Origin of the sequence: Streptomyces sp. NTH33 (assembly GCF_003236365.1) — a bacterium.
GTDB lineage: Bacteria > Actinomycetota > Actinomycetes > Streptomycetales > Streptomycetaceae > Streptomyces.
This window is the reverse complement of sequence record NZ_POTZ01000687.1, coordinates 1-2696: the sequence shown is the minus strand read 5'-3', so window position 1 is coordinate 2696 and position 2696 is coordinate 1. Positions and strand designations below refer to the sequence as shown.

Here is a 2696-nt window from a genome sequence, read left to right as displayed (position 1 = left end):
GGGCTCATCCGGGGCGTAATGACGCTAGCGGCCGCCGTCTCGGGGCAGTATGACGGGGTGGCAGCCGCGAGGACGCCCCCGGGGACCACCGGGATCCGTGGGGACAAGGGATACAAGGGGAGCAGCCGAGGCAGCGGTCCGGGCCGGTTCGGCGGGTCCGTCCGCGCGGTCGGGCGTGCCCTGCGGCTGCCCGTCACCGGGGCGGTCCGCGGCATCCGCAGAGCGACCAACGCACACGGCGCCGGCGAGTCCGGGCTCGGCAGGCTGATCGAGCTGCACGCGGTGAACGGCGCCGGCGACGTCATGATCACCGTGGCGCTCGCCTCCACCGTCTTCTTCTCCGTGCCCACCGACGAGGCCCGCGGCCGGGTCGCGCTGTACCTCGCCATCACCATGGCGCCCTTCACGCTCCTCGCCCCCGTGATCGGCCCCCTGCTCGACCGCCTCCCGCACGTCGGCGTGTCTCCGGCCCTCTTCGGGCGCTGTCCGATTCCGCTCGTTCCCAGTGGCCCCGGGCCGGCCGTCTTGTCCAGCGAGACAGGCGGACGGGGGTAAACCACCGTCGGTGTAGGCCCAGCGGCGGCGAGAAGGTAGCGTGCGTAACGCGTCGTGGCGAACGTTCTCGGCCGCGCGCCTTACGGGCATACCGCAGAATGGATGACGTAGGTGCGCCCGAGCGCGATCGGGCGCGGACGTCGACGCGGTCCCAGGGTCCGCTCCGCCCGCCCCGCCGCCTTCAGGCCGACGCACCCGTACAGACGGCGTAGGAGAGAAGCGATACCTGTGAAGGCAGCGACCACGCGAAGCCGCACCCCCGACCGCCTGTGCGCCGAGGCCGTCGACCTCGCCCGGGCCGCAGCGGAGGAGGCGGCCGCGCCCGGGGTCATCGGCGAGCACATGGGCGTGGTCTCCGAGGGCGACCGCGTCGTCACGCACTTCTTCCAGTGCAAGGAACTCGGCTACCGCGGCTGGCGCTGGGCCGTCACGGTGGCCCGCGCCTCCCGCGCCAGGGTCGTCACCCTCGACGAGGTCGTCCTGCTGCCCGGCCCGGACGCGGTGCTCGCACCCGAGTGGGTGCCGTGGAGCGAGCGCCTGCGCCCCGGCGACATGGGCCCCGGCGACCTGCTGCCCACCGATGCCGAGGACCTCCGCCTCGAGCCCGGCTACTCCGGCGAGGACGAGCCGGCGCCGAACTCCGCGGTCTCCGAGGAGATGGCCGAGCTGGCGGAGGCGGAGGACGCCGACGTCACGGCGGGACCGCCGAGGAACCTCCCCACCACCCCGGCCCGCGGCTCGATCCCGGCGGTCGCCGAGGAACTGGGCATGCGCCGCGCCCGGGTCCTGTCCCGCTACGGCCTGCATGTCGCCGCCGACCGCTGGGAGGAGGCGTTCGGCGCCAAGACCCCCATGGCCCAGGCGGCCCCGGCGGCCTGCGTGAGCTGCGGCTTCCTCGTACCGATCGGCGGCTCGCTGGGCCAGGCCTTCGGCGTCTGCGCCAACGAGTTCTCCCCGGCCGACGGCCGCGTGGTCTCCCTGACGTACGGCTGCGGCGGCCACTCCGAGGCCGCGGTCATGCCCAAGCCGCCGCAGCCGGCTCCGCCGGTGATCGACGAGACCCGGGTGGACCCGTTCCCGCTGCGTCCGGCCGCCGACTCCGGCTCGGTCCCGGACATCTCCGACGAGGAGACGGCGGAGCTGGGGCACTCCTAGCGGAACCCGGCAGCCGATTGCGGCGCGTGTGGGGCGACCGGCTGCCGCTTCTCCGGGTCGACGGCGAGGGGCCGTACGGTCAGTGAGGGCCACGAGCAGAACCTGGATCGGAGCGGCGGCTCGAAGTCAGAAGTCCAGGTAGGTGATCTGAACGATGTAGACGCGTTCGCTGCGCACGACGATCTGGTACGTGAACATGCCACCGGGGACGATGACATCCCCCCTTTGGGATCGCCCCCCTGATGGCTGCGACCATGTACGTGCAGCGCCTCTGCCGCCCTGACCAGCTCGTCTGCCTTCTTTGCCACTGCGGCGAGGAAGGCGGACGGTGCGTTACGGGCGGCTTCCTCCGCGCCGAAGGCGTACTCCCAGGTCCAGCTCAAGTCCGTACTGCCTTCATGGCTTCGTCCAGGACCGTGGTCAGCTCTCTCAGGGCTTCCTGGGCGACGGCAGGGTCCTCGTGTTCCAGATTGTTCTTGGCTCGGGCGTGGCGGGTGGCGAGGTCGGGGCGGCGGGCGATTTCGATGTCCCTGGCCCAGGCCAGGACCCAGCTTCGCACCGGGCTGAGTGACTGCCACTCCACGGCCTTGGCGAACGCCTCGTCCTTTGTGCGCTGCATCTCTGGCAGGCGCCCGGGATCGACGACGGCGAGGGCGGCCCGCAGGGCGTCCGGAGTCTGTTCGGGGCGGGGAACCAGCTCGTGTCCGTGGTCGGCCTGCGTGCTCATGGATTCCTCCCGGGAGTGCATGGGCCAGGTTAGTCGTCCGGGACGGCCGGGGTACTGGGGCGCGAACATGATGTGCCGGTCTTCCTGGTCAGTGGCCGTAGGAGGAGTTGAGGTCGAGCGAGGAGCCTGCAGAGTTGGATGCCGCCGCTCGGCAGTCGCGGCAACGGCCGGGTTCGGGGGCGCGGTACGCGCGGTCGCAGCCGTCGCAGTTCTGGAGGCGGTGGGCCAGGAAGGCCGCCGGGCGGCGCAGGCCCTCGGG

Annotated in this window: 2 protein-coding genes and 1 pseudogene; 2 read left to right on the top strand and 1 reads right to left on the bottom strand. The window is 72.4% G+C overall.

The window, feature by feature from the left end; all coding sequences use genetic code 11:
- Window positions 1-57 precede the first annotated feature (57 nt).
- Window positions 58-510, top strand: a pseudogene (locus C1I97_RS34975) (MFS transporter); the annotation flags it as partial.
- 273 nt (window positions 511-783) lie between these two features.
- Window positions 784-1710 (top strand): DUF3027 domain-containing protein, encoded by a 927-nt coding sequence (locus C1I97_RS34970; protein WP_111006984.1) that lies wholly within the window; start codon window positions 784-786, stop codon window positions 1708-1710.
- A 379-nt stretch (window positions 1711-2089) separates the two neighbouring features.
- Here the strand turns inward: C1I97_RS34970 and C1I97_RS34960 are convergent, their stop codons facing one another.
- The gene (locus C1I97_RS34960; protein WP_181447053.1) at window positions 2090-2437 is read right to left on the bottom strand and encodes a hypothetical protein; all 348 of its coding nucleotides are present in this window, start codon (window positions 2435-2437) and stop codon (window positions 2090-2092) included.
- Window positions 2438-2696 lie beyond the last annotated feature (259 nt).